General features: G+C 60.3%; 22 protein-coding genes, 2 pseudogenes and 1 riboswitch. Of the genes and pseudogenes, 8 read left to right on the forward strand and 16 right to left on the reverse strand.

Annotation, left to right across the window (positions count from 1 at the left end; genetic code table 11):
* Nucleotides 1-36: 36 nt before the first annotated feature.
* Nucleotides 37-1,689: an alpha,alpha-trehalase gene (locus AC1M2H_RS01340; protein ID WP_480151816.1), complete on the reverse strand. Its 1,653-nt coding sequence runs from the start codon at nucleotides 1,687-1,689 to the stop codon at nucleotides 37-39.
* A gap of 257 nt (nucleotides 1,690-1,946) precedes the next feature.
* Entirely contained in the window at nucleotides 1,947-3,095 is a 1,149-nt protein-coding gene (locus AC1M2H_RS01345) for an iron-containing alcohol dehydrogenase (RefSeq protein WP_480150013.1), read from the reverse strand.
* 259 nt (nucleotides 3,096-3,354) lie between these two features.
* Here AC1M2H_RS01345 and AC1M2H_RS01350 point away from each other — a divergent pair, with 259 nt between their 5' ends.
* Both AC1M2H_RS01350 and AC1M2H_RS01355 read left to right on the forward strand, forming a co-directional pair.
* Nucleotides 3,355-3,978 (forward strand): glutathione S-transferase family protein, encoded by a 624-nt coding sequence (locus tag AC1M2H_RS01350; RefSeq protein ID WP_480150014.1) that lies wholly within the window; start codon nucleotides 3,355-3,357, stop codon nucleotides 3,976-3,978.
* An 86-nt stretch (nucleotides 3,979-4,064) separates the two neighbouring features.
* Nucleotides 4,065-4,274, forward strand: a pseudogene (locus AC1M2H_RS01355) (serine hydrolase domain-containing protein); the annotation flags it as partial.
* Between the two features lie 17 nt (nucleotides 4,275-4,291).
* Here AC1M2H_RS01355 and gorA read toward each other — a convergent pair.
* Nucleotides 4,292-5,644 carry a glutathione-disulfide reductase gene (gorA, locus tag AC1M2H_RS01360; protein ID WP_480150015.1) on the reverse strand — a complete coding sequence of 451 codons (1,353 nt, stop codon included), beginning with the start codon at nucleotides 5,642-5,644 and terminating at the stop codon, nucleotides 4,292-4,294.
* A gap of 71 nt (nucleotides 5,645-5,715) precedes the next feature.
* Nucleotides 5,716-6,558 (reverse strand): 23S rRNA (adenine(2030)-N(6))-methyltransferase RlmJ, encoded by an 843-nt coding sequence (locus AC1M2H_RS01365; protein WP_480150016.1) that lies wholly within the window; start codon nucleotides 6,556-6,558, stop codon nucleotides 5,716-5,718.
* Nucleotides 6,559-6,751: 193 nt separating this feature from the next.
* On the opposite strand from AC1M2H_RS01365, the gene AC1M2H_RS01370 reads away from it, so the two are divergent.
* The 3 genes from AC1M2H_RS01370 (at nucleotide 6,752) to rsmJ (ending at nucleotide 11,129) form a co-directional block, all read left to right on the forward strand.
* Nucleotides 6,752-8,023, forward strand: a complete 1,272-nt coding sequence (locus tag AC1M2H_RS01370; protein WP_480150017.1) for an acid phosphatase — start codon at nucleotides 6,752-6,754, stop codon at nucleotides 8,021-8,023.
* Nucleotides 8,024-8,208: 185 nt separating this feature from the next.
* Nucleotides 8,209-10,251: an oligopeptidase A gene (gene prlC / locus AC1M2H_RS01375; RefSeq protein ID WP_480150018.1), complete on the forward strand. Its 2,043-nt coding sequence runs from the start codon at nucleotides 8,209-8,211 to the stop codon at nucleotides 10,249-10,251.
* A gap of 125 nt (nucleotides 10,252-10,376) precedes the next feature.
* The gene (gene rsmJ / locus AC1M2H_RS01380) at nucleotides 10,377-11,129 is read left to right on the forward strand and encodes a 16S rRNA (guanine(1516)-N(2))-methyltransferase RsmJ (protein ID WP_480150019.1); all 753 of its coding nucleotides are present in this window, start codon (nucleotides 10,377-10,379) and stop codon (nucleotides 11,127-11,129) included.
* A 47-nt stretch (nucleotides 11,130-11,176) separates the two neighbouring features.
* Here the strand turns inward: rsmJ and AC1M2H_RS01385 are convergent.
* From AC1M2H_RS01385 to uspA, 3 genes and pseudogenes are all read right to left on the reverse strand, one after another.
* Nucleotides 11,177-11,416, reverse strand: a pseudogene (locus AC1M2H_RS01385) (NAD(P)/FAD-dependent oxidoreductase); the annotation flags it as partial.
* A complete protein-coding gene (gene dtpB, locus AC1M2H_RS01390) occupies nucleotides 11,416-12,888 on the reverse strand; it encodes a dipeptide/tripeptide permease DtpB (protein WP_480150020.1) in 1,473 nt (490 codons plus the stop codon). The pseudogene AC1M2H_RS01385 and the gene dtpB, both read right to left, overlap by 1 nt.
* A gap of 320 nt (nucleotides 12,889-13,208) precedes the next feature.
* Nucleotides 13,209-13,646, reverse strand: a complete 438-nt coding sequence (uspA, locus tag AC1M2H_RS01395) for a universal stress protein UspA (RefSeq protein ID WP_041143102.1) — start codon at nucleotides 13,644-13,646, stop codon at nucleotides 13,209-13,211.
* 377 nt (nucleotides 13,647-14,023) lie between these two features.
* On the opposite strand from uspA, the gene uspB reads away from it, so the two are divergent.
* A complete protein-coding gene (gene uspB / locus AC1M2H_RS01400; RefSeq protein ID WP_480150021.1) occupies nucleotides 14,024-14,359 on the forward strand; it encodes a universal stress protein UspB in 336 nt (111 codons plus the stop codon).
* Nucleotides 14,360-15,077: 718 nt separating this feature from the next.
* Here the strand turns inward: uspB and pitA are convergent.
* On the reverse strand, nucleotides 15,078-16,574 hold the full coding sequence (pitA, locus tag AC1M2H_RS01405; RefSeq protein WP_480150022.1) for an inorganic phosphate transporter PitA: 1,497 nt from the start codon (nucleotides 16,572-16,574) through the stop codon (nucleotides 15,078-15,080).
* Nucleotides 16,575-16,803: 229 nt separating this feature from the next.
* On the opposite strand from pitA, the gene AC1M2H_RS01410 reads away from it, so the two are divergent.
* The gene (locus AC1M2H_RS01410; RefSeq protein ID WP_480150023.1) at nucleotides 16,804-17,997 is read left to right on the forward strand and encodes a BaiN/RdsA family NAD(P)/FAD-dependent oxidoreductase; all 1,194 of its coding nucleotides are present in this window, start codon (nucleotides 16,804-16,806) and stop codon (nucleotides 17,995-17,997) included.
* Nucleotides 17,998-18,001: 4 nt separating this feature from the next.
* On the opposite strand, the gene AC1M2H_RS01415 is transcribed toward AC1M2H_RS01410, so the two are convergent.
* Nucleotides 18,002-18,895, reverse strand: a complete 894-nt coding sequence (locus tag AC1M2H_RS01415; RefSeq protein ID WP_480150024.1) for a LysR substrate-binding domain-containing protein — start codon at nucleotides 18,893-18,895, stop codon at nucleotides 18,002-18,004.
* Nucleotides 18,896-19,004: 109 nt separating this feature from the next.
* Between AC1M2H_RS01415 and AC1M2H_RS01420 the strand changes: the two genes are divergently transcribed.
* Complete coding sequence (locus AC1M2H_RS01420) at nucleotides 19,005-19,586, forward strand: nuclear transport factor 2 family protein (protein WP_480150025.1); 582 nt, start codon at nucleotides 19,005-19,007, stop codon at nucleotides 19,584-19,586.
* 48 nt (nucleotides 19,587-19,634) lie between these two features.
* Here the strand turns inward: AC1M2H_RS01420 and AC1M2H_RS01425 are convergent, their stop codons facing one another.
* The 7 genes from AC1M2H_RS01425 to nikA all read right to left on the reverse strand — a co-directional run bounded on the left by AC1M2H_RS01425 (nucleotide 19,635) and on the right by nikA (nucleotide 26,542).
* Nucleotides 19,635-20,648 carry a magnesium transporter gene (locus AC1M2H_RS01425; protein WP_480150026.1) on the reverse strand — a complete coding sequence of 338 codons (1,014 nt, stop codon included), beginning with the start codon at nucleotides 20,646-20,648 and terminating at the stop codon, nucleotides 19,635-19,637.
* A gap of 333 nt (nucleotides 20,649-20,981) precedes the next feature.
* Nucleotides 20,982-21,165: riboswitch (M-box (ykoK) riboswitch) on the reverse strand.
* Between the two features lie 87 nt (nucleotides 21,166-21,252).
* The gene (gene nikR, locus AC1M2H_RS01430; protein WP_480150027.1) at nucleotides 21,253-21,669 is read right to left on the reverse strand and encodes a nickel-responsive transcriptional regulator NikR; all 417 of its coding nucleotides are present in this window, start codon (nucleotides 21,667-21,669) and stop codon (nucleotides 21,253-21,255) included.
* A complete protein-coding gene (nikE, locus tag AC1M2H_RS01435; protein ID WP_480150028.1) occupies nucleotides 21,657-22,448 on the reverse strand; it encodes a nickel import ATP-binding protein NikE in 792 nt (263 codons plus the stop codon). The genes nikR and nikE overlap by 13 nt, the downstream gene beginning before the upstream one ends.
* Nucleotides 22,445-23,209, reverse strand: a complete 765-nt coding sequence (nikD, locus tag AC1M2H_RS01440; protein ID WP_480150029.1) for a nickel import ATP-binding protein NikD — start codon at nucleotides 23,207-23,209, stop codon at nucleotides 22,445-22,447. Before nikD ends, nikE begins: the two co-directional genes overlap by 4 nt.
* Nucleotides 23,209-24,042 (reverse strand): nickel ABC transporter permease subunit NikC, encoded by an 834-nt coding sequence (nikC, locus tag AC1M2H_RS01445; RefSeq protein ID WP_480150030.1) that lies wholly within the window; start codon nucleotides 24,040-24,042, stop codon nucleotides 23,209-23,211. Before nikC ends, nikD begins: the two co-directional genes overlap by 1 nt.
* Entirely contained in the window at nucleotides 24,039-24,983 is a 945-nt protein-coding gene (gene nikB / locus AC1M2H_RS01450; RefSeq protein WP_480150031.1) for a nickel ABC transporter permease subunit NikB, read from the reverse strand. Before nikB ends, nikC begins: the two co-directional genes overlap by 4 nt.
* Complete coding sequence (nikA, locus tag AC1M2H_RS01455) at nucleotides 24,983-26,542, reverse strand: nickel ABC transporter substrate-binding protein (protein ID WP_480151817.1); 1,560 nt, start codon at nucleotides 26,540-26,542, stop codon at nucleotides 24,983-24,985. The genes nikB and nikA overlap by 1 nt, the downstream gene beginning before the upstream one ends.
* Nucleotides 26,543-26,582 lie beyond the last annotated feature (40 nt).

Genomic DNA, 26,582 nt, shown 5'->3' on the forward strand with positions numbered 1-26,582 from the left:
CCATAGCAGGACATTCTCCGCAGGAATAGCACCTGGTTATAATGGCTCGCCGTAGAGGCCGATCAGCCGACGCACCACGCCGTTGGTCCAGCCGAAACCATCCTGCAGCGGGTATTCCCCGCCGCCGCCCTCGTGCGGGACGCCGCTGGCAATATGGTACTTCTCAATTAGCTTGTGGTGCTGCTTGTAGAAGTGGTTCACCGTCTGCAGCCAGCTTTGGGCTATTTCATCGCCGAGCGGGTCCTGGCCGTACATTTTAAAGCCCTGCACCGCCATCCACTGCAGCGGCGCCCAGCCGTTGGGCCTATCCCACTGTTCGCCGCTCTCGTACTCCGTGGCCATAATGCCGCCGGGCGTCAGCAGACGGGCCCGCACGGCGTCGGCAAGGCGATCCGCCTGCTCATGGGTGGCCATTCCGACGTACAGCGCCACGATGCTGGCGGCCGAAAAGAGCGCCAGCTGCTCGCGGCGCCAGTCGTAGTCGCGAAAGCATCCGCCTTCGTCGTCCCACAAATAGCGGGTCACCGCCGCCCGGCGGTCGCTGGCCTTCTGGCGAAAAGCGGCTTCCGTTTCGCGATCGCCCTCCACGCCGGAGAGATTGGCGATGGTATTTTCCAGCTTGAACAGGAAGGCGTTCAAGTCGATGGGGATAAACTGGGTGGTGCGAATGCTCGCCAGGCGGGTAATATCGCGCAGCCAGCGGCTGGAGTAGTCCCAGCCGGAGGCGGCTCCGGCGCGCAGGTCTCGATACACCTCGTTAGGCGGGCGGCCGGAGCGCTTTGCCGTTTCCACATCTTCGCGCCAGGACTCGTCGCGCGGGGTGTCGCGATCGTCCCAGTAGCGGTTGAGCAGCGAACCGTCCGGCATGCGCACCGCGTGGCGATACGCCTGGTTGGGGATCAGCGACTCGGCGCCGTCCATCCAGAAGCGGTACTCCATCTTCAGGTGTTCAAGGTAGCGGCGGGCGCCGCGTACGCCGTCCTCTTCAAACAGCTCGACCATCAGGGCAAACACCGGCGGCTGGGAACGGCTGAGATAGTAGGTGCGGTTGCCGTTAGGGATATGGCCGTAGGTTTCAATCATCCAGGCGAAGTTATCCGCCATACACTTCAGCAGGTCCTCGCGGCCGCTCTCCGCCAGCCCCAGCATCGTGAAGTAGGAGTCCCAGTAGTAGGTCTCGCTAAAGCGGCCGCCGGGCACGATATACGACTGCGGCAGCGCCAGCAGCGACGACCACGGGATATGATCCTGCGGCTCGCGGGTGAGGATCGGCCACAGATGATCGATATGCTCTTTCAGGGATCGCTTAGGATCGGAAACGTAATCCTCCGCGCGATGATCCGGCAGCCAGAAGTGATCCTCGACAAACTGCCGCAAATCGAACCCGGGGGTGCGCTTCACCTGCCGGTAGTGGATTAAAATATCCAGCGGATCCTGCTTTGGCGCGCAGTCGGGGAAGGTTTTGCTGTCGGCGAAAATGCGCGATTTTTGCACGTGGGCAAACAGCTCCAGATAGCGATCGGCGGGGGTCAGGGCGTCAGATGCCGGGAACCCCTCGATAATTTCTGGCTCCGGTTCGGCGTCGAACATTTCATCCAGTTTTAACTCATACGGATCGGCTTCGTAGCGCAGATCGACGTCGATCTTCAACTCATCGCTATTATCGTTGCGTAATGTCTGGCTGGACATAGTGATACGGACCTCCGGATCGCGTCGCTTAATGGCGCCGGGTTTCTCCGGCATGGTTTTTAAGCTTAGTCATTCGCTTCGGTTTTCGTGGGGTAAACTGTGCGTCAGGTCACGCTTCTGCGCAAAATCCTGAAGCGGGGTTTTTTATTATTCTTTGATTTTTAATGATAATTTACGATTTGATGCTCTGAGTCGCGCGGAGAAATTCAGAGCAATCGTTTTGCAACAAAATCTTATTTTTTCATGCCGGCATGGGATCACTCCCACGCCGCTTCCAGCATCTCCAGCAGCTGTTCGCTGCTCAGCGTGACCGGGTTGGCTTTCATCGACGACGAGCCGCTGGCGGCCAGCGCGGCGGGCTCAAGCGCCCGATGCGCCACGCCAAGTTCATGCAGATTGCCGAGCCCCGCGCCGCGGCTCCATTCGCGCAGGCTCTCCCAGGCGGTGCCAGGATCGACGTTGAGCCCGTCGGCCAGCCAGCGGCGCACGTCGGTGAAGCGCCCGCGCAGGCTTTCATCGGTGACCAGCGATTCATTCAGCGCGAGGCCGAAGGGCAGCAGGCAGCCGCACAGCGCGCCGTGGGAGGCGTTGCTCAGGCCGCCCAGCGGCCCCGCGAGGCCGTGAATCACCCCGAGGCCGGCGTTGGCCAGCGCCAGGCCGCCGCACAGGCTGACCCAGGCCATCTCATCGCGGCTCTGCGGGCACTCTTTGGTCATCAGCGTTTTAAGCGCCTTAATGCCGCGCGGGATCGCTTCCCGGCACAGGGCGTCGGTAAACGGGTTGGCGCGGGTGCACAGCCAGGGTTCGATAAGCTGGGTGATCGCATCGAGGCCGGAGCCCAGCGTCACCGCCCGCGGCGCGTTATCGGTAAGCGACGGGTCGACGATCGCCAGGTCCGGCAGCATCCGGTCGTCGCGCAGGCTGACCTTACGCTGCTGCGGCACGACGTTAATTACCGCATTTTTCGTCACCTCGGCTCCGGTGCCGGAGGTGGTGGGGATGGCGACAAACGGCAGCGGATGCGCTTCCAGCACCCGCCCGCTGCCGACCACTTCCAGATATTCGATAACCTCTCCGGATGCCGGCACCAGCGCGGCGATCGCTTTCCCGGCGTCGATAACCGCGCCGCCCCCGAGGCTCACCACCGCCCCGACGCCCCTTTCGCGGGCCAGGCGTACGCCCTGCTCGATCGCCTGCAGGTCGGGCTCATGGGCGATGGAGAGGGTCGTGACTTCCAGCGCGTGGGCGCGAAGTTCGGCCAGCAGAACGTCGGCGCGCTGCGGGCTGGCGCCGTGCACCAGCAGCACCTTGTCGCTGCGCTGGGCCAGCCAGGGCGCAGCGCTCTGCGCCAGGCCGCGACCAAAACGGATATTTCCCGGGGTTAAAACGTTAAAGGGGGTCAGCATCACGGGCTCCTGTATCGGCAAAAAGGCAAACAAAGGCAAGCATCAACTATACCCTAAATCATTTGGGTTGCAGGAAGGCGGCAACGCAGGGAATTCCCGGGAGCTTACCCAGGCCAGCGGCTGGCGCGAGCGCGAGCGAGGAAAGCCAACGCACATGTCATTACATATTATCCGGCAGGCTGCCCCGTTGCTGGCTGTACTCGCGCAGCCGATGGAGTATGGTGAATAAAACGTCCCTTCGGTTAAGGAATCCCTGACAATGCTAAGAATACTGGGTAAACGCTCATCAATTAACGTCCGTAAAGCGTTGTGGACCTGCGAAGAAGCGGGCCTTGAGTATCAGCAGGAAGATTACGGTAGCGGATTTCAGCCGATTGATACCGCGGAGTTCCGTGCGCTGAACCCGAACAGCCTGGTGCCGGTGCTGCTGGATGACGACTTTGTCCTGTGGGAGTCAAACAGCATCTGTCGCTACCTGGCGCGCAAAGCCGGACGGGACGATCTGCTGCCCGCCGCGCCGCAGGCTGCAGCCGAGGTCGAGCACTGGATGGACTGGCAGGCCACGGAGTTTAATAACGCCTGGCGCTACGCGTTTATGGGGCTGGTGCGTAAGGACCCGCGCTTTCAGGACCCGGCGGCGCTGAAAGAGAGCATTGCCAGCTGGACCCGCTGCGTGCACATCGTTGAATCACAGCTGCAACGCACCGGCGCGTGGATGACGGGTAATCAATTTACGCTGGCGGATATCGTGCTCGGCCTGTCGGTTCACCGCTGGAAAATGACCCCTTTTGCCCACCCGGAACTGCCGGCGGTTGAGCACTGGTATATGGCGCTCAATCAACGTCCGGCATTTATGCGCCACGGCAATAACGGTACGGCGTGACGGCAGGATAAAAAAACGTCCAGATTTACATCGCCGCGGACGTTAAATTCAGCCTATTCGCTTTGCAATCACCGATGACTGCCGTGACGATCGGCGGGCAGAAGATTACCTATCAGGTGGGCTATATCGGCGGCTATTCCAGCTATATCGGCTTTGACAAAGCGAACCACAATGCGGTGGTGGTGCTGCAAAATAGCTTTAACTGAAGTAACTACATCGGGCATGCGATTTTGCAAAATCAGACGGCGGGAACGGATTATCGACTGCGCCGTGAGGCGTTGAAAAGGGCCCCGTGAGCACGGGGCCTTGAGGATTAGCGCATAGTAACGAACTCTTCCGCGGCGGTAGGGTGAATCGCCACGGTATTGTCGAAGTCCTTCTTGGTAGCGCCCATTTTCAGCGCGACCGCAAAGCCCTGCAGCATTTCATCCATGCCGAAGCCTATGCCATGAATGCCGACAATCTTCTCTTCCGGGCCGACGCAGACCAGCTTCATGCGGCACGGCTGGCGGTGCGAGGTCACGGCGGTGTACATCGCGGTAAAGGACGATTTATAGACCTTCACCGCCTCATCGCCGTACTGCTCGCGGGCCTGCGGCTCGGTTAAGCCAACGGTGCCGATTGGCGGATGACTGAAGACCACGGTCGGGATGTTGCTGTAGTCCAGATGCTCTTCCGGCTTGTTGTTGAACAGACGCTCGGAGAGGCGGCGACCGGCGGCAACGGCGACCGGCGTCAGCTCGACCGCTCCGGTGTTATCGCCCACCGCGTAGATCCCCGCCACGCTGGTGTTCTGGAACTTATCCACGACGATATAGCCTTTGTCATTGGTCTTCACCCCGGTAGCCTGGAGGTTGAAGTTATCGGTCTCCGGCTCGCGGCCGATGGCCCAAATCAGGCAGTCGACGGTCTGGCTGCGGCCATCTTCCAGAGTCAGGGTCAGGCTGCCGTCGGCGTTTTTCACCACCGCCTGCGGAATGGCCTGGGTATGCAGCTGCGGGCCTTCAGCGTTCATCACCTCAACCAGCGTCTCGACAATCAGCGGATCGAAGCTGCGCAGCGGCGCGTGCTTGCGCACGAACAGATGCGTCTCGGCCCCCAGACCGTTAATCACGCCCGCCAGCTCAACGGCAATATAGCCCGCGCCAACCACCGCCACGCGCTTAGGCAGCGCCGGCAGCTCGAAGAAGCCGTTGGAGTCGATACCGTACTCTACGCCCGGAATCGACGGGTGGCTCGGACGGCCGCCGGTGGCGATGAGGATATGATCGGCGGTCAGGGTTTCGCCGTTGACTTCAATCGTTTTGGCGTCGATAAAACGGGCGAAGCCTTTAATCACGTCGACCCGGTTTTTACCCAGCACGTTGTCGTAAGAGGTATGAATGCGGTCGATATAGGCGCTGCGGCTGGCAACCAGCCTTTCCCAGTCGAAGTGATTAATGGTGGTATCGAAACCGTAGTCCGGGCCGTACAGGTGAATCGCTTCGCGGATCTGCGCCGCGTGCCACATGATCTTCTTCGGTACACAGCCAACGTTAACGCAGGTGCCGCCCAGATCTTTCGCTTCAATCAGGGCGCACTTCTGGCCGTACATCGCCGCGCGGTTGATGGAGGCAATACCGCCGCTGCCGCCGCCGATAGCAATGTAGTCATAATGTTTGCTCATGAGTCATATCCTTAATATCTGAATGCTGCGATTGTATACCGGAAATCAATAGGTTCCGTCGATGACTGCGATTACTCCGGAACGATCCAGCTAACCGTTGCGTGGCCGATGCCGGTCGGCACCAGCTTTTTGTGCAGCCACGGCAGGACGTTGTTCATCTGCTGTTCCAGCTTCCACGGCGGGTTAATCACGATCATCCCCGACGCGGTCATGCCGCGCTGGTCGCTATCCGGGCGTACGGCAAGCTCGATCTGCAGGATTTTGCGGATGCCGGTTGCTTCTAACTCTTTGATCATGCGCTTAATCTGCGCACGCAGGACCACCGGGTACCACAGCGCGTAGGTGCCGGTCGCGAAGCGCTTGTAGCCTTCGTGAATGCCGGCAACCACCGCCTGGTAATCGCTTTTAATTTCGTACGGCGGGTCGATCAGAATCAGGCCGCGGCGGGAGGCGGGCGGCAGCTTAGCCTTCAGCTGCTGATAGCCATCGGACTTCTCCACGCGCGCGCGCTCGTCTTTCTGGAACTCCGCGCGCAGCAGCGGGAAGTCGCTCGGATGCAGCTCGGTCAGCTGCAGGCTGTCCTGCTCGCGCAGCAGATGGCGGGCAACCAGCGGCGAGCCCGGATAGTAGCGCAGCTGGCCGCTGCGGTTGAAGTGCTGAACCACGGATATATAGGGCTCCAGCTCGGCCGGCAGGTCATCCTGTTGCCAGATGCGGGAGATACCTTCCAGGTATTCGCCGGTGCGCTCGGCGTGCTCGCTGCTCAGGTGGTAGCGCCCTGCGCCGGCGTGGGTGTCCAGATAGAGAAACGGCTTCTCTTTCTCTTTCAGCGATTCAATGATCAGACTCTGAACGGTGTGTTTGAGGACGTCGGCGTGGTTGCCTGCGTGAAAGCTGTGGCGATAACTGAGCATGGATGCAGAGATTCCGGGAATTAAACAAGATAACCGATAGTTTACCGCAGATCCGTACGGATTACCGCTGTAGCGCCGTGCTGTTTCAATTGTGCCAAAAGCGTTGCAAAACATAACGGTGTCATAAAAGCGTCAAACGGTCGCGCTAGCGTCGCGTGCAGGCAAGGTAATCGTTTGAATAAAAGGAAAAATAATGAAACTGCGAATCACACTTCTGACGTCGGCGCTGATCCTGGCGCTGCCGGCGCTGGCCAAAGACGTTCCGCTGAATCAGGCGGCGGCGATCGCCGCCAGCGTAACGCCTGCGGCGCAGAGCCCGGCGTTTGACGCGCTGGAAAGCCAGACGCTGGCGGCGCTGCGCCAGGCGCTGAAAGGGGACGCCGCGACGCTCACCCGCGCCCAGCTGGAGCACGCTAAGCAGACGAAAACCCAGGCGGATAAGGCCTGGCTTAAGGCCAGCGGCTATGACTTCCAGGGGAAAGCGAACCAGCAGGCGGGGATTGCGCTGCTCTCGGCGTTCAGCAAGCTCCCGGATGCGGTGGTGAAGGATAACCTCGCTACCGTCACCGCCATTAACCGCGATGCCACCCAGGCCACCCGTCATCAGGCGCTGGCCGATGCCGAGGGGATAAACTATCTCTATTTCCTCAGCGATGCGCTGGGACCCCGGCTCGGCAAAGCGTTCCTTGCGGCCTACGACAAGGGCGAGCTGGGCAAGGCGGCGGCGCTGATTAAGGCCAGCGAAGTCAGCACCGGGGCGGCGAAAAAGCACTTCAATAACCCGCGCCCGTTCCTGATTCAGGGCAACACCATCCACCTGGTGCCGGACGACGTGGTGGTGAAGGATAACCAGCCCTATTCCGCCGACGAAGGCTCTTTCCCCAGCGGGCACACCAACACCGGCTATACCGATGCCCTGCTGATGGCCGAAATGATCCCCGAGCGCTTCGATGCGCTGGTGACCCGCGGGGCGCGCTATGGCTATTCCCGCATCGTGCTCGGCTTGCACTATCCGCTGGACGTGATGGGCTCGCGGATGGTGGCGCAGCGTAACGTCGCCCACTATCTCAACGATGCAAAATATCGTGCGCTGTTTAACGAAGCGCGCGACCAGCTGCGCGCCGCGCTGGAGAAAGAGTGCGGCACTTCGCTTGCCGAATGCGCGAAAACCGCCGGCAGGGACGATCCCTATCGCGACCCGGCCATGAGCGCGTTTTATCGCTTTACCATGACCTACGATCTGCCGCAGCAGAAGGGCGAGAAGCAGGCCCTGAAGGTACCGGAAGGGGCCGAGGTGCTGCTGGAGACCGCCCTGCCGCATCTTTCCGCCGCCCAGCGTCGGACGCTGATGGTGAAAACCGCGCTTCCGGCCGGCTATCCGCTATCGGGCGAAACCGCCGACCAGCAGTTCTGGCAGCGCCTCAACCTGCCTGCCGCCTGGCAGATGGCGCAGAAGGCGCATTAATCTCACCCAGCCCGGCGAAGCAGCGCGCCCGCCGGGATTTTGCCCAACGGCCGGGCTTATTGCAGCAATACCCGGCGCTGCGCATCGTGCGACATTGAAATTCACCCAACTATCCCCCATTCTAGATCCCATGCTAAAGCGCCGGAACGCGCGCTTCATTTCCCCTTTTCAACAGGACTGCGCATATGACCAATCCATTACTGACGTCTTTTTCATTGCCGCCTTTTTCCGCAATCAAGCCGGAGCACGTGGTGCCTGCGGTCACCAAAGCGCTGGACGATTGCCGGGCAGCGGTAGAGAGCGTCGTGGCGCAAGGCGCGCCCTATAGCTGGGAGACGCTGTGCCAGCCGCTGGCGGAAGTCGACGACGTGCTGGGGCGCATTTTCTCTCCCGTCAGCCACCTGAATTCGGTAAAAAATAGCCCGGAGCTGCGCGAAGCCTACGAACAAACCCTGCCCCTGCTGTCGGAATACAGCACCTGGGTGGGCCAGCACGAAGGTCTGTACAAAGCGTATCGCGATTTGCGCGACGGCGACCACTACGCCACCCTCAACACCGCCCAGAAAAAGGCGGTGGATAACGCGCTGCGTGATTTTGAACTCTCCGGTATCGGCCTGGCGAAAGAGCAGCAGAAGCGCTACGGCGAGATTGCCGCGCGCCTCTCAGAGCTGGGTAATCAGTACAGCAACAACGTGCTCGACGCCACGATGGGCTGGAGCAAGCTGGTGACCGACGAAGCCGAGCTCTCCGGGATGCCGGAGAGCGCGCTGGCGGCGGCCCAGGCTCAGGCGCAGGCCAAAGAGCAGGAGGGCTATCTGCTGACCCTGGATATCCCGAGCTACCTGCCGGTGATGACCTACTGCGACAACCAGGCGCTGCGCGAAGAGCTCTATCGCGCCTATTCCACCCGCGCTTCTGACCAGGGGCCGAACGCCGGTAAATGGGACAACAGCCCGGTGATGGCCGAGATCCTTGCCCTGCGCCACGAGCTGGCGCAGCTGCTGGGCTTTGACAGCTACGCTTCAAAATCGCTGTCGACCAAAATGGCGGAGAACCCGCAGCAGGTGCTCGACTTCCTGACCGATCTGGCGAAACGCGCCCGTCCGCAGGGGGAGAAAGAGCTGGCCCAGCTGCGCGCCTTCGCCAAAGCGGAGTTTGGCGTTGACGAGCTGCAGCCGTGGGATATCGCTTACTACAGCGAAAAGCAGAAGCAGCATCTCTACAGCATCAGCGATGAGCAGCTGCGCCCCTATTTCCCGGAAAACAGAGCCGTTAACGGCCTGTTCGAAGTGGTTAAACGCATTTACGGCATCACCGCCAAAGAGCGTACCGATATTGACGTCTGGCACCCGGAAGTGCGCTTCTTCGAGCTGTATGACGAAAAAGGCGAGCTGCGCGGCAGCTTCTATCTCGATCTCTACGCGCGCGAGCACAAGCGCGGCGGCGCGTGGATGGACGACTGCGTCGGCCAGATGCGCAAGCTGGACGGTTCGCTGCAGAAACCGGTGGCCTATCTGACCTGCAACTTTAACCGCCCGGTTAGCGGCAAGCCGGCGCTGTTCACCCACGATGAAGTGATCACCCTGTTCCATGAATTCGGCCACGGTCTGCACCATATGCTGACCCGCATCGATACCGCCGGCGTGTCCGGTATCAGCGGCGTGCCGTGGGATGCGGTTGAGCTGCCGAGCCAGTTTATGGAGAACTGGTGCTGGGAGCCGGAGGCGCTGGCGTTTATCTCCGGCCACTACGAGACCGGCGAACCGCTGCCGCAGGCGCTGCTGGAAAAAATGCTCGCCGCGAAGAACTACCAGGCCGCGCTGTTTATTCTGCGCCAGCTGGAGTTCGGTCTGTTCGACTTCCGCCTGCACGCGGAGTACCAGCCGGAGCAGGGGGCGAAAATCCTCGAGACGCTGGCGGAGATCAAAAAGCAGGTCGCCGTGGTGCCGGGTCCGTCGTGGGGCCGCTTCCCGCACGCCTTCAGCCATATTTTTGCCGGCGGCTACGCGGCGGGCTACTACAGCTACCTGTGGGCCGACGTGCTGGCGGCGGACGCCTTCTCCCGCTTTGAGGAAGAGGGGATTTTCAACCGCGAAACCGGCCAGTCGTTCCTCGATAACATCCTGAGCCGCGGCGGTTCTGAAGAGCCGATGATCCTGTTCAAACGCTTCCGCGGCCGCGAGCCGCAGCTTGACGCGATGCTGGATCACTACGGGATTAAGGGCTAATTTACCCGTCATACTTCAGGCTGCCTCTGCGGCAACCGCACTCACTCACCCCGGGCGCGTACGCTCCCGGGGATTTTTTCCCTCGTTGTCCTGAGGCAACGCAAATGATTTAGGGTAAAGCGGAAGTGAAAATCTGCTTAATTGATGAAACGGGCGCCGGAGACGGCGCCTTATCCGTTCTTGCCGCCCGCTGGGGGCTGGAGCATGACGAAGATAACCCGATGGCGCTGGCGATGACGCCGGAGCATCTGGAATTACGCAAGCGCGATGAGCCGAAGCTGGGCGGCATCTTCGTTGATTTTGTCGGCGGAGCGATGGCTCATCGGCGTAAGTTCGGCGGCGGACGCGGCGAGGCGGTGGCCAAAGCGGTGGGCGTTAAGGGCGACTATCTGCCGGAGGTGGTGGACGCCACGGCGGGGCTGGGGCGCGACGCGTTTGTGCTCGCCAGCGTAGGCTGCCGCGTGCGGATGCTGGAGCGCAACCCGGTGGTGGCGGCGCTGCTTGATGATGGCCTGGCCCGCGGCTATGCCGACCCGGAAATCGGCCCGTGGCTGCAGCAGCGTCTGCGGCTTATTCACGCCTCTAGCCTGACGGCGCTGGGCGATATTACGCCGCGGCCGCAGGTGGTCTATCTCGACCCGATGTTCCCGCACAAGCAGAAGAGCGCGCTGGTGAAAAAAGAGATGCGCGTCTTTCAGTCGCTGGTGGGGCCCGATTTAGACGCCGACGGCCTGCTGGAGCCGGCGCGTCGGCTGGCGACCAAACGCGTGGTGGTCAAACGGCCCGACTACGCGCCGCCGCTGGCGGACGTCGCCACGCCGAACGCGGTAGTCACCAAGGGCCATCGGTTTGATATTTACGCCGGGACGGCGGAGTAAACGGCCGTTCCCGGCCAGCGGCGCAAAGGTGCTGGTCGGGCTCCGGATTACACAAACGGCGCCAGCGGATCGGCAATCGCAAAGGCGATAGCCCTATCGGCCTTCGGAGGATAGATAAGCTCGCTGGTTATCGATATCTTCACCTTTTTCGCCTCCTCTCGCGTAAGCTTCACCTGCTGGTCCCAGCCTTCGGTATAGACCGCGCCCCAGGCGCCTAGGTCCAGGCAGGTGACGTAGTTTTCCTGAAGATAGGGCAGCGGCGCGACTTCCAGCAGGCTCGCCGCCGCTATTTGCCGTCGGCAGGGGTATTAATCATACGGTTGAGCCACGGCACCAGAATCGCCATCACGATCGTCACCGCCAGGGTCACCAGGCCAATCTTGCCGAACACGTTGGTGTAGATCGGCAGGGTCTGCAGCGGGTCGGTGATATTTTCCGGCACCGCGGTGAAGGTCGCCACGTATCCCCCCATCAGGAAGGCCGCCGCCTGCGTCAGGAACCACATTCCGAGGATAAAGCCCATCAGCTGCTGCGGCACCAGCGCGGCGACCATCGCCAGGCCGAGCGCGCTAATCAGCAGCTCGCCGAGGCTCTGGAACAGATAGACCAGCACGATAAACCACGGCGAGGTGAGCCCCTGCGCGTCGGCAAACCAGATGCCGGCGGCAGCGGCGGTCAGGAAGCCCAGCGAGCACAAGAACATCCCGAGGGTAAATTTCATCGGCATGGTCAGGTCGCGGCCTTTGTTGCCCAGATGAGTGTAAACTGCCGCCAGCATCGGGCTGGCGACCACCACCCAGAAGGGATTCAGCGCCTGGAAGCTGACCGGGTTAATGGTGATACCAAAGATTTGGTGGTGCACGTTGTTGATGGCAAAAAAGTTGAGCGAGGTGGGCATTTGCGCGTACAGGATGTAGAACAGCACTGCTTCCAGCATCAGGATAAAGGCGACAAACATCCTGTTGCGGCCGGTTTTATCCAGCTTAAAGGCCTCGCGAAAGAAGAAAATAACCACCGCGATGGAGAGGACGATCAGCACCAGATTGGCGATTTTCACGTTATGCATCAGCCAGGCGCAGAGGAAGACCATCGCCACCGTACCGGCCAGCACGTACAGCAGGTTGCGTAGAACCAGCGGCCGATGGTCGGGCTGCGAACCGATATCTTTAACCATCCCACGACAGGCGAAATAGACCAGCAGGGCGATAATCAGCCCCGCGCCGCACAGATTGTAGGTGACGGCATAGCCAAACTTCTCGGCAATCACCGGCGCCAGCGAGAGCGACAGCAGCGAGCCGATGTTAATCGACATGTAAAACAGGGTGAAGGCTCCGTCCAGACGCGCGTCGTCCGGGGGATAGCATTTTGACAGCAGGCTGGCGGGGTTGGCCTTAAATAGCCCGTTCCCGACGGCGATGGTGCCCAGAGCGATAAAAATGAGATCGGGTTTTAAGAGCGACAGCCCGGTCATGAAATAGCCGAGTGCCAGCACAATCGCTCCCAGCACCAGCGTCCTTTTGGTGCCTAGCAGGTGATCGCCGACGTAGCCGCCGATGGAGATCAGGCCGTAGACCAGCGCCGCAAATGCGCCAAAGGTAATAAACGCCTGTTCCTGAGAGAATCCGAGCTGTTTAACAAAGAATACCGCCAGGATACCCTGGACGCCGTAATAGCCAAATCGCTCCCATAACTCTACGAAAAAAATCATGAAGAACGGCCGCGGTTGCTGCAGCAGGCCCGTAGGTGCAGTTGTTTTCATATTCCTTCGCCTTGTCGTGCTATCCCAAAAAAGTATGAACGCGTATGCCAGAACGCGCTGAAAAAGTATGGTGACGCGCTATGCTGCGCTCACTGACTGAATAATTAGATTATTATATAGATATTTTTTCTTATAATTGGTTGATCACACTAACTGATATTAAATGTATGGATTGATATTCTGGTGATGAGCGGCGGGCCGATGTAAATGGTCCGTTGGAGAGCTTCGGATAATCGCGGGCGGGTGTCACCGGTGCGGAGGGAAAAGAAACGCCCGCATAAGCGGGCGCGGACAGGCCGATCTTGAAAAAAGCGGCAACGTTATTCGTCTTCTTCGTCGCGCAGCGGCACAATCAGCATATCGACATGTACGGTGTTGATCAGCTGGCGCGCGGAGGACATCAGCTTGCTCCAGAAGTCCTGATGGTGGCCGCAGACGACCAGGTCCATATCGTATTTTTTAATTGCATCGACCAGCACCTGACCGAGATCGCCGCTGCCGCTCAGGGTTTCCGTAATCGGATAGCCCGCGTTGCCGGAGAGCTCGCTCAGCGCATGGTGGGTCTCTTCAGAAATGCGCTTTTGCATGTCGCCCAGATTGACATCGATAAGACCGGTGTAGAGGTCGGAGTAATTCACATCGACGTGGATCAGGGAAACCTTGGCATTGTAGGGACGCGCCATAGAAACGGCTTTCTCTACCAGCACTTTGCTTTCCGGGGAGAGGTCTACTGCAATAAGAATATGTTTGTAAGCCATAGTGTTACTCCTTCCATAAGTTGTCGATGACCGTTGGACCAGACAGCTAGCGCTGCCGCTTCGCCCGCGTCCTGCGTGCTAATTCGCGGGGGTGCAGTCCGTTAAGGACTTAATTGTAGAAGATATTTCTACCTTATAGCGCCCCTCGCGCGCCGTCAATGCGCCTGGTTCACCTAATAGTTAAACAAATATATCCGTCTTAGGTATTGATAACGATTAACCTTGTGGTAAAAAAATTAACTGATCTCCTACACTATTTAATGAGCCGATCGAATAAATAAACGTGATTGGTATCGCACTCTTCTATTGTATGGGTTGGGTATTGGGGAGCGCTAGCCCCGGAGACGTCTCCGAGGGCGGGTCGCCGGGGAGGAAGTATGATCAGCACAATTGCGCTGTTTTGGGCCCTGTGTATCGTTTGTGTGGTGAATATGGCACGCTACTTCTCATCATTGCGTGCGTTACTGGTAGTGCTGCGTGGTTGCGATCCCTTGCTGTATCAATATGTTGATGGCGGAGGCTTTTTCACCTCTCACGGCCAGCCGGGTAAACAGATGAGGCTGGTCTGGTATATCTACGCCCAGCGCTATCGCGATCATCACGACGACGAGTTTATTCGCCGCTGTGAACGGGTGCGCCGGCAGTTTATTTTGACCAGCGCGCTGTGCGGCCTGGTGGTGGTGAGTCTGATTGCATTGATGATTTGGCACTGAGCATAAGAAAGGCGAGGCTAGTCTCGCCTTCTTTACATCGGAGTCAGGGCTTAACTGAGAATCTGAGGTTCGAGATATTGTCCTGGATTGAGATAACCTTCCCGCTGTAAGAGAGGTTCACGTCCCCGTTTTTATCTATGTCGGCGCTCGTAAGACTACCGGTCCCCTCAATCACCGGGCTCTTCTGCGTAAGCTGCTGGATAATTTCTGTATTGTTCCCTGCTATCTCATGCGACAGATAGTAACGATAGATTGTAGGCACCGTTGCGCCACCCCGGTTGTTGACGGTCATATAGAGCCAGACGCCGTCAGACAATTTATAAACACGCTGGAGCTCATCGCTCGATCAGGGCCAGAAGTGCCAGCGTAACGAACCGATGGATCCATCTAATAGCCGTGCTGAATGGCATAATTTATCCCTTCTCTGATATTGCGCCGTTCCGTAGGGTCATCTCCATATTACGCGACATTCCTTGACGGCGTGCTTCACGCATATTGCTCGCTATGACGATTGAACCAGGTCCGGGTAGGGGGACAGAAGCCATACATTCTCCACTGTGTGCTATTTTATCCTGCCCGGGATGATATTTTTTCCCCTCCAGGTTTTTTGAAAAAAAATGTTCAGACTTTCCTCAAGCCAGAAAAAGATTAAGTAAAACAAGGGACATAAAAAAAGCGGGTCAGTTTCCTGACCCGCTTTTTTGTCGCTCTCAGCTACTTAGATAAGCTTCAGCGCTATCCAGTAGAGCCCGCCTGACAGCACAATCGCCGCCGGGAGGGTGAGAACCCACGCCATCAGAATACTGGTGACGGTTTTTTTCTGCAGCCCGCCGCCGTCAACGAGCATCGTCCCCGCAACCGAGGAGGAGAGCACGTGGGTGGTGGAAACCGGCATCCCGGTGTAGCTCGCCAGACCAATCGATACGGCAGCGGTCATCTGGGCCGACATGCCCTGGGCGTAGGTCATGCCTTTCTTACCGATCTTCTCGCCGATAGTGGTCGCCACGCGGCGCCAGCCGATCATGGTGCCGATACCCAACGCCAGAGCCACCGCCATAATGATCCAGATTGGCGCGTACTCGATGGTGCTCAGCATATCGGTTTTCAGCTTCTTCAGCAGACGCTTATCATCGCCGTTCACTTCCGGCAGCTTCGCGACTTTGTCGGTGGTGTCGGAGATACACAGCATAATGCGGCGCATCTGGCTGCGCTGATCGAGAGAGAGCGCGTCGTAGCTTTCGATTCCGGTGAGCATCGTTTTCACGCGGTTAAGCGCGTTGACGGTGTTCGCCGGATGGCAGTGGAACTCGCCCGCAGCGGCCACGCCGGGTTCCGGCGACGGAATCAGCTGGTCAACGCCGGTTGCTTTCTTCAGCAGCTCAGGGCGCTGCTCGAAGAAGGTTTCCACGTTATTGACCGCATCGCGGGTACGGGTGATTTCGTAGCCGGAGGCGTTCATGTTTACCACGAAACCTGCCGGCGCGACGCCGATAAGCACCAGCATCACCAGGCCGATGCCCTTCTGACCGTCGTTCGCGCCGTGCGAGAATGACACGCCTATGGCTGACAGAATCAGCGCAATACGGGTCCAGAACGGCGGCTTTTTCTTGCCGTCTTTCTTTTCACGTTCAGCAGGAGTCAGGTGGATACGGGCGCGTTTCTTGGTGTTGCTCCAGTAGCGGCGCAGAATGAAAATCAGGCCGCCCGCTATCACCAGACCGACGATCGGCGAGACGATCAGCGAGGCGAAAATACCGATGACTTTCGGGATATTCAGCGCGTCAACCACCGAGGTGCCGGTCATCAACGCATTGGTTAAACCAATCCCGATGATGGCGCCGATCAGGGTATGCGAACTGGAGGCCGGAAGACCGAAGTACCAGGTGCCGAGGTTCCAGATAATCGCCGCCAGCAGCATGGAGAACACCATAGCAAGGCCATGAGCAGAACCCATATTAAGCAGCAGGTCGGTCGGCAACATATGCACAATGGCATAGGCTACGCTAAGACCACCCAACAGAACGCCGAAAAAGTTGAAGAGGGCCGCCATCGCCACAGCAAGCTGCGAGCGCATTGCGCGCGTGTAGATCACAGTTGCAACAGCGTTTGCGGTATCATGAAAACCGTTAATCGCTTCGTAAAACAGTACGAAAGCTAAAGCAAGCAATAGTAATAGCCCGGTATGGAAATCCAGACCGGCAAATAAATGTAGCATAGGACGTTACGCCATTTTGAGGACATGAACGCGGCGCATTATCAGTGACTTTGGCGGCGCGGGCAAAGTGAAATATAGACTTTTTTTGATTTCCTTACTCTTCAGGCGCAAAACGCTTGGGAGTAATCCTATATCTTTCAATGATGTACATAAATACTTAATTTTTCTCGCTGGTGTGACCAGCGTGAAATATTTACAATTCCCGACAATCGGGACATGAGGAAGCAGTGTGGAAAGGTTTGATGCCATTGTAATCGGCGCCGGGGCGGCGGGAATGTTTTGTGCGGCGCAGGCGGGACAGGCGGGGCTGCGCGTGCTGCTGCTGGATAATGGCAAAAAGCCGGGGCGTAAAATCCTGATGTCCGGCGGCGGGCGCTGCAACTTTACCAATATGTATATTGAGCCGGCGGCCTATCTCAGCCAGAACCCGCATTTCTGCAAGTCGGCGCTGGCGCGCTATACCCAGTGGGATTTTATCGAGCTGGTGGGGAAACACGGTATCGCCTGGCATGAGAAGACCCTCGGCCAGCTGTTCTGCGACGACTCTGCCGATCAGGTGGTCAACCTGCTGCTGGCCGAGTGCGAAAAGGGCGGCGTGCAGATCCGCCTGCGCACGGAGATCCTGAGCGTCGAGCGCGACGACGCGGGCTTCACGCTACAGCTTAACGGCGAAACGGCGGCGGCGAACCGGCTGGTGGTCGCCTCCGGCGGCCTGTCGATGCCGGGCCTTGGCGCCTCGCCGTTCGGCTACAAGCTTGCCGAACAGTTTGGCCTGACGGTGCTGCCGACCCGCGCCGGGCTGGTGCCTTTTACCCTGCATAAACCGCTGCTCGAGCAGCTGCAGACGCTCTCCGGCGTGTCGGTGCCGTCGACCATTACCGCCGAGAACGGCACGATTTTCCGCGAGAATCTGCTTTTTACCCATCGCGGGCTCTCCGGCCCGGCGGTGCTGCAAATTTCCAGCTACTGGCAGCCGGGGGAGTTCGTCAGCGTTAATCTGCTGCCGGATTGCCATCTTGAGGCGTTCCTCAACCAGCAGCGGGCGGAGCATCCGAATCAAAGTCTGAAAAATACCCTCGCCATGCAGCTGCCGAAGCGTCTGGTCGAGTGCCTGCAGCAGCGGGGGCAGATCCCGGACGTCACGCTGAAGCAGCTCAACCTTCGCGAGCAGGAGGCGCTGGTTGAAATGCTGACCGCATGGCGCGTGCAGCCCAACGGCACCGAGGGCTACCGCACGGCGGAGGTGACCCTCGGCGGCGTTGATACCAACGAACTCTCTTCCCGCACGATGGAAGCGCGAAAAGTGCCGGGACTCTATTTTATCGGCGAAGTGATGGACGTCACCGGCTGGCTCGGCGGCTATAACTTCCAGTGGGCATGGTCCTCGGCCTGGGCCTGCGCCCAGGCGCTGGCAGAGAAGTAGGGCGCTACTCCCCGGCGGCAGAAGGAGGCGTAAACAGCGACAGCCAGGCGCGCGCCGCCCCGTTAATCTCCTCTTTGCGGCTGACCCGGATCAGATTGGCGCAGAGCTCCGGGGCATCCAGCGGGCGATAGACGATGCCCGGAATGCCGACCTGCACCACCGGCTCGGGGACCAGCGCCACGCCCAGCCCGGCACCGGCCATCGCCAGCACGCTCAGCGTCCCCGACGCGCGCGAGACGAGGTGACTTTCCCCGCCGCTGAGCGCCTGCAGCGTTGACGCCAACCGCGCGTCCGCATCGTGGCTGGCGTAGAGGATCAGCGCTTCGTCCGCCAGCATCTCAACGGTCAGCCGAGCGTGAGCAGCCAGCGGGCTCTCCGCACTCATCGCCACAAATCGCTGCCAGCTGCCGACCGCCTCCCGGCGCAGCGCCGGGTGGTTTGCGCCCTGAAAATCCGGCAGATAGCCGATATCCAACTGGTCATGCAAAATGGCTTCGATTTGCTGGCGAGGCTCCAACTCCTGCACCTTGAGTTCTGCCTGCGGATAGCGCCGGTGGAAGAGCCGCATATCGGCAATCAGCCGCCCGCTGAGCACCGCGTTACCGGCAAAGCCGACCCGCACCTGGCCCATCTCCCCTTTGAGCGACCGTTCGACCATTAGGCGACTATGCTCGGTCTGGGCGAGGATATTTTGCGCCTGAACCTGCAGCAGTTTCCCGGCTTCGGTGAGCGTCACCCGGCGGCTTGAGCGGATAAATAGCGCGCCCCCCAGCTCGTTTTCGAGGTCTTTAATCTGCTTGCTCAGCGCGGGCTGCACGATGTGCAGGCGCTCGGCGGCTCGGCCGAAATGGCTCTCCTCGGCGACGGCCAAAAAGTAGCGTAGGTGGCGTAGTTCCATAGGGAACCTCATTCATCACTTAAAGTGATTGATCGATGAAATCTGTATATTTGAGTTTATTGCATCACGGGCACAAACTACACCCGGTTCACTAATCGGAGAGACCAACATGCATAGCCACCTGCAGGACCGCCAGCAGCTTAACGACCTGATGACCGGCTGGATCCATCGCGACCTGAGCGAATGGGATAAATTACGCGAGCTGTTTCACCCGGAAGGAACGATAGAAATTACCTGGTTTGCAGGGCTGGCCAGCGATTTTATCGATGGTTCGATGCGCATGGGTGCCTCTGAGCTGCGGACCCGCCACCTTATTAGCTCTCCGGTCGTACAGTTCAGCGACGACGGCAGCCGCGCGATCCTCGAAACCTGCGCGATGATTATTGCGGAAAACACCCGGCTGAATATCGGCTGCGAGTGCCACAACCGTTTTTACGATATGGCGGAAAAGCGCGACGGCGTGTGGCGGCTCTTCCACCGGCAGAGTATCTACGATATGGGGACCTTTACCTTCCCGCTGGGGCCGACTGAGATTGATTCGGCGCTGGCGGCAAAGTACCCGCGGGAGTACGCCGCGCTGGGCTATCTGCTTGAGCAGAGCGGTTTTCCGGTACAGCGGGTTTTTGCCACCCGAGGCAGCGATCTGGAGCGGGAGATGAAGGCGGCAGGCATGCGCTGGCTCTCGGCATAGCGTGGGCAAAGCGGGCCGCCGGGCGCGAGCCGGCGGGCCCGTACGCCGTTAGTTCAGACCAAGAAAATACTGGGCGATTTTGAAGTAGATAATCAGCCCGGTGCCGTCGATCAGGGTAGCGATAAACGGCGCGGAGACCACCGCCGGGTCAATGCCGACGCGCTTGAGCACCAGCGGGATCACCGACGATACCAGCGCGCTCCACAGCGTAATGCACACCAGCGTCAGGCTGACGATCAGCGTGATTTCCATGCCGATGCCCATCATCCAGGCGCGCAGGCAACCCGCCAGCCCGAGCGTAAGGGTAATCAGCAGCGACGTCGAGACCTCTTTGCGGATAACCCGCCCCATATCGCGCAGCCGCACTTCGCCCAGCGCCATGGAGCGCACCAGCGTGGAGGTGATCTGCGTGCCGCTGTTGCCGCCGGTGCCAATCAGCAGCGGGATAAAGAAGGCCAACGCAATGGCCGATTCCAGCGCCTCTTCAAAGTGCTGGATCACGCTGCTGGTGTAGGCTTCAGCGACGAACAGCAGCAGCAGCCAGACCGAACGCTTCTTCCACAGCGTCCACGGGCTTATCTCCAGATAGGGTTTCTCCAGCGGCAGCGTGGCGCCCTGCAGATGCGCGTCTTCGGTGACCTCATCTTCCAGCAGGTGGGCGATCTCCTTCTCCATCAGGCAGCCCACCAGCTCGCCTTTTTCGACCACCGGCACCAGCTCAAGCCCGCGATCGGCCAGTTCGGCCACCACCTGCTGGCGCTCGTCGTCGGGCTTTACGCGGAACAGGCAGCTGTCCATCAAGTAGCGAATGGGCTGAGTGGTATCGCTCTCCTGCAGCAGCTTTTTAACTGACAGGCTGCCGCGCAGCTTCCTGCCGGCGACGACGAAAACCTGGCCTGGAATATCATCGCTGCTGAGCTGCGAGACGAAGCGCTCGCGCGCTTCATGGACGCTGAGCTGCTCCGGCAGCGTAATAAAATCGGTACGCATGTACTGGGCGATCGCATCGCCGTCGAAGGCGGCGGTAGCCGGATGGGTGGCGCAGTATTGGATGGATGACATGGTGTAATTCCCTATAAAAAATCACTCATAGGGGCGAACAAGACAGGATGAGCACAGGCAGATCGTGAGCAGATCCCTACGTCCTGGTTTAGGTTGTGCCCCCTGATTAGACGTGAACGTCGCTGGCGGTTATTTTGGCCCAAGGCAAGGCGCGAGCGGTGTAGTTTGGGGGCCCAAATGCGCTGCGAGCAACGCGGTATTGGACCAAAATAGCCCCAGCCCTTCGGGACGCGTGCCGGAAGCGCGTACTCTGCGTTGTCGGGCTTGGGCATAGGGTTTCTATGCCCTGCCCCCTCCGCCTTGATTACGCGCTTCTGGCTCAGCGTCGACGCCGCGTATAATCAGGGGGCACAACCTCGAACTACACAACGTATCCGTCCGGCACGAATGCCGTCAGAAGTTACCTTGGCAACACCTTGATTCGATGGATGCCTGTATTTCCCTGAGTGGTCTCTCTCGATACCAGCAGGGCGGTAACTTATATTTGTGCAGGAGCCTCGCCATAACGAGATCGTTAAATGAGGCGCCATTATTCACGAAGTGGAATAGTTCATCATGCTTATGATTCAACAGGTTTATCAACTGTTGATAAACGGCGGCGAGACTACGGGTGGGCGTGCTCCTCGTCGGCGGTCAGGCAGTGCAAATGCCCGTGGCGTACGCCGCGCTGGGTAATCACCTCATCGGCGAAGCGCTGCACCTGGCCCATTTCCCCTTTTAGCACCGCAATCTCCAGGCAGTCATCGTGGCTGATGTGCACGTGCAGCGTGGCGACGGAGAGATCGTGGTGGTGGTGCTGGGTGGCGATCAGCCGGCTCGCCAGCTCGCGCTTCTCGTGCTCGTACACGTAGGAGAGCACCGCGTAGCCGCGCTGCTCGCTCTGTTGCGCGTGTTCATGCATCAGGGTATTGCGCAAAATATCGCGCACCGCTTCCGATCGGTTGTTGTAGCCCCGCTGTTCGCTGAGGGTATCAAGGGTGGCAAGGAGCTCATCATCAAGAGTCAGGGTTACGCGCTGCATGGCTGTTTCTCTTTGGTCAGGGAGGCTGGAAAAGCGGGAAGTACCGCGCGCTGTAGCGCCCGGCCCGCGGTGGACTGAAGACGCAGCGGGAAGCTTATCTCCGTGGTTTCAACAAGTTGCCCGCCCTCCATCACCATCACCCGCTGGCAAAAACGTTCGACCAGCCGCAGGTCGTGGGTGATAAACAGGCAGGCGGTAGAAAACTGAGCCTGCAGACGCTTGAGCAGGGCCACGATCTCCGCCTGCAGCACGAGATCCAGATTCGACACCGCCTCATCAAGGATCAGCAGCTGCGGCCTGACCACCAGCGCCCGGGCCAGGCACACGCGCTGGAGCTGTCCGCCGCTGAGCTGTAGCGGGCGCCTGTGGAGCAGGTCAGCGGAAAGATCGACCGCCTGCAGCATCGCCTGCACCTGCGCCATGCGCTCATCGCGCGAATAGCGGAACAGGTGGCGCAGCGGTTCGCTGATAATCTCGAGCACCGTTTTACGCGGATTCACCGCGCTCAGCGGGTCCTGAAAAACCAGCTGGATATCGCGGCGAAAGGCGCGCAGAGCTTCACCCTTGAGGGCCGTGAGCGGCGTGCCGCGCCAGGCGACGACGCCGCGGTCCGGCGACTCCAGCCCCACCAGCATGCGCGCGAGGGTGCTTTTGCCGCAGCCGCTGCGGCCGAGCAGGGCCACGGTCTCCCCCGGCGCAATGCTGAGGTCGATCTGCTGCAGCACCGCCGGGTGGTGCGGATAACCGTGGCTGACGCCGGCGACGTTAAGTAAATTCACGCTCTGTTCTCCATGCCATACAGCGCCAGGTGCGCCGCCAGCAGCCGCCGGCTAACCGGATGCCGCGGGGCGCTGAACAGGGTTGCCACATCGCAGCGCTCGACGATACGACCGCTATCCATCACCGCGACCTCGTGCGCCAGCCGCGCCACCACGCCCATATCGTGGGTGATCAGCAGCAGGCCCTGGCCGCGGGCGGTGACGATCTCTTCCAGCAGGTCAAGAATGCGCGCCTGGGCGACGGCATCGAGGTCGGTGGTGGGTTCATCGGCAAAGATAAACGGCGCCTCGCTCAGCACGGCGAGGGCAATCATCATCCGCTGCAGCATGCCGCCGCTCATCTCGAAGGGATAGCGCCTGAGCAGCCGGGCGGGGTTCTCCAGCCCCACCGCCTCCAGCGCGGCGATAAATAAGGCTTCATCCGGCTGCCGGCCGACGGCGCGGCAGGTTTCCCGGGCGTGAGCCGCCATGGTGTGCAGCGGGTTAAAGGCGCTACGAGGATTCTGCATGATGGTGGCGACGGTGCCTCCGCGCAGCTGCCGGCCGTGGACCGGCATACCGTCGAGCAGGATGCGCCCGGCGCTCTGCCGGACGCCCGGCGGTAGAACCTCAAGGGCCGCGGCGCAGGTCAGCGATTTTCCGCAGCCGCTGCTGCCGAGCAGCGCCAGCACCTGGCCGCGGCGCAGCGTCAACGACAGATCGTGGACCACAGGTTGCCCGGCGTGGAGGGTGAACTGCTCGAGTTCGATCTGCTGTGGCATCAGTGGCTATGCTCCACGATCAGGTGAGGATCGAGACGATCGCGCAGCGCGTCGCCCACCAGGTTAAAGGCCATCACGCTGATAAACAGCGCCAGGCCCGGCCACAGCATCTGCAGCGGCTGGGTCCAGATATACTGGCGCGCGTCGTTAATCATCACTCCCCACTCCGCGGTTGGCGCGCTGACGCCGAGGCCAAGGAACGACATTCCGGCGACGTGCAGCATCATATGGCCGATATCGAGGGTGGCGAGCACCAGCAGCGACGGCACCACCGCGCCCGCAAGGTGATCGACAAAGACGCGGACATGCCCCGCCCCGCACAGCCGGGAGGCGAGCACAAACTCGCGCTGGCGTAGCGAAATCGTCAGGCTGCGCACCATTCGCGCGTACCATGCCCAGTGCGACAGGGCGATGGCGATAATCACGTTAGTCAGCCCGGTCCCCAGCACGCCGACCATGAAAAACGACAGGATTGAGGTCGGGAAAGTCATAAACATATCGGCCACCCGCATGGTGAGCTGGTCGACCCGGCCGCCCATTAGCCCGGCGCAGCCGCCGATGACCAGCCCCAGCGTCAGCACCAGCAGCAGGCAGGCCAGCACCGCGCCGAGAGAAACCCGCGTGGCGGCCAGCAGGCGGGAAAGCGTATCGCGTCCCAGATGGTCGGTACCCAGCCAGTGCCGGGCGTCCGGTGGGAGCAGCCGCGCCGGTAGGTCAACGGCCTGCGGGTCGTAGGGCAGCCACCACTGGCCGGTGAGAGCAATCAGCGCCAGCAGGACAATGGCGATCAGCGCCAGGCGCACCGGCCAGCGGGCGGAAAGAAAAAGGTTCACCGGTGCGCTCCTTCATGGCGGCGAATGCGCGGGTCCAGCGCGGCGTTGAGCAGGTCAACCGTCAGGTTGCAGAGGGCAAACACCACCACCATCACCAGCGTGAAGCACTGGATCACCGAGTAGTCGCGGTTAAAGATGGCCGATACCGCGTAGCGCCCGATGCCCGGCCAGGCAAAGATATTTTCGATAATCATCGTCCCGCCAATCAGCTCGGCGATATGCATCCCGATAGCGGTCACCACGGGCAGCGAGGCGTTGCGCACAATATGACGCCGTTCGGTTTGCCGGTCGCTCAGCCCGCGCAGCCGCGCCCAGGTCACGTGCCGCTGGCCGGCAACCTCCAGCATGCTGGCGCGCAGCAGGCGGGCGTTGATGGCCAGCGACATCAGGGCTATCGACGCCGCCGGCAGAATAAGGTGCCGCCAGCCGCCGTAGCCCAGCGCCGGCAGCCACTGCAAGTAGACGGAAAAAAACATCACCAGCAGGAAGGCGAGCCAGAAGTTGGGCATCGAGACGCCGAGAAAGGCGATCGCCCGCACGATGAAATCCGCCGGGCGGTCGCGATGGCGGGCGGCCCAAATCCCCAGCGGCACGGAGGTGAGCAGGATAATGGCCAGCGCCGCGCCCGCCAGCTGCAGCGTGGCGGGCAGGAAGTGCATCACGTCGTCGATTACCGGCCGCTGGGTGGCGAAGGAGAGACCAAAATCGAGATGCAGCGCCCGCCATAGCCAGCCGGCGTACTGGGCGACGAGCGGCTGGTCCAGCCCGAGCATCGCGCGCGTGGAGGCCACCATCTCCGGCGTCGGCGGAAGATTTGATAAACGTAGATAGTCCAGCGCCGGGTCGCCGGTGCCGAGGCGCAGCATAAGAAAGATAATCACCGAGGCGGCGAAAATCATCGGCATCAGCAGCAGGATGCGCCGCAGTGCGTAGCGCCGCATCAGGGCTTCTCCGGCTGGATCAGTTCGAACGGAATCTCGGCGGCGATGGGCGCGTAAGGGATCGTGCCGAGCTCGGGTTTTGCCACTACCATCGTCGAGACGTAGCTGATGGGCAGATAGACCGCATCGTTATGCAGGCGGGTCAGGATGTCGCGATACAGCGCCTGGCGCTGAGCTTCGGCGGCGGTCGCCAGCACCTTGCCAATCTGCTGGTCGATAAGTGTCTTATCGGCTAACCCCAGCTGAGCCTGATAGTCGGCGTGGGAGGGGACGCGCATTGAGCTCATAAAGGCGTGCGGATCGTACGGCGCGCCCCAGGTACGGTTAAAAATCATACCGAAGCGGCCGTCGCGCTGGCGGGCGTAAATACTGCTCTCTTCTTCGCCGTTGAGCACGACGTCAACGCCCACCTGGCGCATATCGGCCTGCATAATTTCGGCCATGGATTTGCTCAGCGCGTCGGTGCCGATAAACGACATCTCTATGCGCAGCGGCTGGCCGTTTTTCCGGCGGATCTGCTCGCCCGCGGGCCTCAGCCAGCCGGCCTTCTCCAGCAGGGCGTTAGCCCGCTGCGGATCGTAGCGGCGCGGCGTCAGGCCGATATTGGCGTAGGGAACCGAAGGGGCGAACAGCGTGTCGGCGACCTGCTGGGTGCCGTACAGCGCGTTGTCGATCAGCGACTTTTTGTTGACCGCATAGTTGAGCGCTTCCCGCACCGCCAGCTCATTGGTCGGCGCTTTGGCAGAGTTAAGCGCCAGCATCACCGTTTCGACGGGCTGAGAGAGCTGGGTGCGCCAGGCCGGGCTATGGCTGAAACGCTCGAAGGTGTCCAGCGGCAGCAGGCCCTCGTTGCCGTACAGCAGATCGATATCGCCGGTTTCAAAGGCCACGGCGCGGGTCAGCGGATCCGGAATGACCTTCACGGTCACCTGGTCAAGCGCCGGTTTTTCGCCCCAGTAGCGTGGGTTGCGCACCAGCACGTCATACTGGTTGAGTTTGGTGGTTTTCAGCACCCACGGCCCGGTGCCGATGGGCGCCTTAATGCCGTGCAGGGTGCCGCCGTCAACGAACTGTGACGGGGCGATAAAGCGGAACGGACGCGGCAGCGCCAGCTCCTGGAGAAAAGGGTAGTAGGCGCTTTTGAGGGTGATTTGCAGCTGGGTATCGCTCAGCGCCCGGACATCGCTGATCTGGTTGGTTAGCTCCAGCCAGGCGTGACGCTGCCTGTTCGCCAGCACCGCCTGAAAATTGGCCACCGCCGCCCGGGCGTTAAACGGCTCGCCGTTGGAGAACTGTACGTCGTTGCGCAGGGTAAACAGCCAGACTTTTCTGTCCGCGGAGTGGCTCCAACTGCTCGCCAGCCACGGCTTGACCGAGCCATCCTGCTGATATTTGACCAGCGGTTCGTAGACCATGCTCTGGGCGAACATCTGGTTGGGGGTATAGAGGTGGGGATTCAGAGGGCCGACGTTAACCGGCCAGGCGGTCACTAGTTCACGCGCTGCCGCGCCGGTAAGCAGAGGCAGGCAGATGAAAACCGCCGTCAGAAGAGGGCGGATTAAGGTGCGGAGGATCGACAAGGCGTTAATCTCAGTGGAC

This window comes from Klebsiella sp. F11 (assembly GCF_056712265.1).